We start from the raw sequence: 385 nt of genomic DNA, 5'->3' as shown, positions 1-385 counted from the left end.
CTGTAAGTATGACCAATAAATCTTTCATCAATCCGCCCATAGCAATGACAGGCTATAGGCCTTTAGCCGATAGCCTCGCTCTTGTCTGTCTTCGTAAAGCGCACGTACTTTCCAATTTTCATTCGCCGGAAAAGTGAGTTGAGCACCAATCGTTAAGAAGGTTTCGCTTTCGGTTTGAGTCAGATAAGGCCGACTTGCTGCGTCTCGCCCACCAACCAGATAAAGCTCAGGTATCCAAGAACGCGTGTCGTACGCGATGGAAGCAAAAGCCGCGAGATCATCCTGCTTACCCTGTGTCCAGTAGCCACGCCCCTGATAGCGCAACGCTCCCTGCGTGTAGATCGCACCAAGCTGCAGTGTGCGAAGATAGAGATCAGGATAAGAC

The 385-nt window shown here is 50.4% G+C and carries 1 protein-coding gene; it reads right to left on the bottom strand.

Going from position 1 to position 385, the window contains the following annotated elements; genetic code table 11:
• Positions 1-27: 27 nt before the first annotated feature.
• The coding region (locus I6F37_RS44525) for a hypothetical protein (protein ID WP_225155061.1) at positions 28-385 on the bottom strand (358 nt) is incomplete at its 5' end.

The sequence above is a fragment of the Bradyrhizobium sp. NBAIM08 genome (genome assembly GCF_020193935.1).
GTDB lineage: Bacteria > Pseudomonadota > Alphaproteobacteria > Rhizobiales > Xanthobacteraceae > Bradyrhizobium > Bradyrhizobium yuanmingense.
This window is presented reverse-complemented; position numbering and strand designations above follow the sequence as displayed.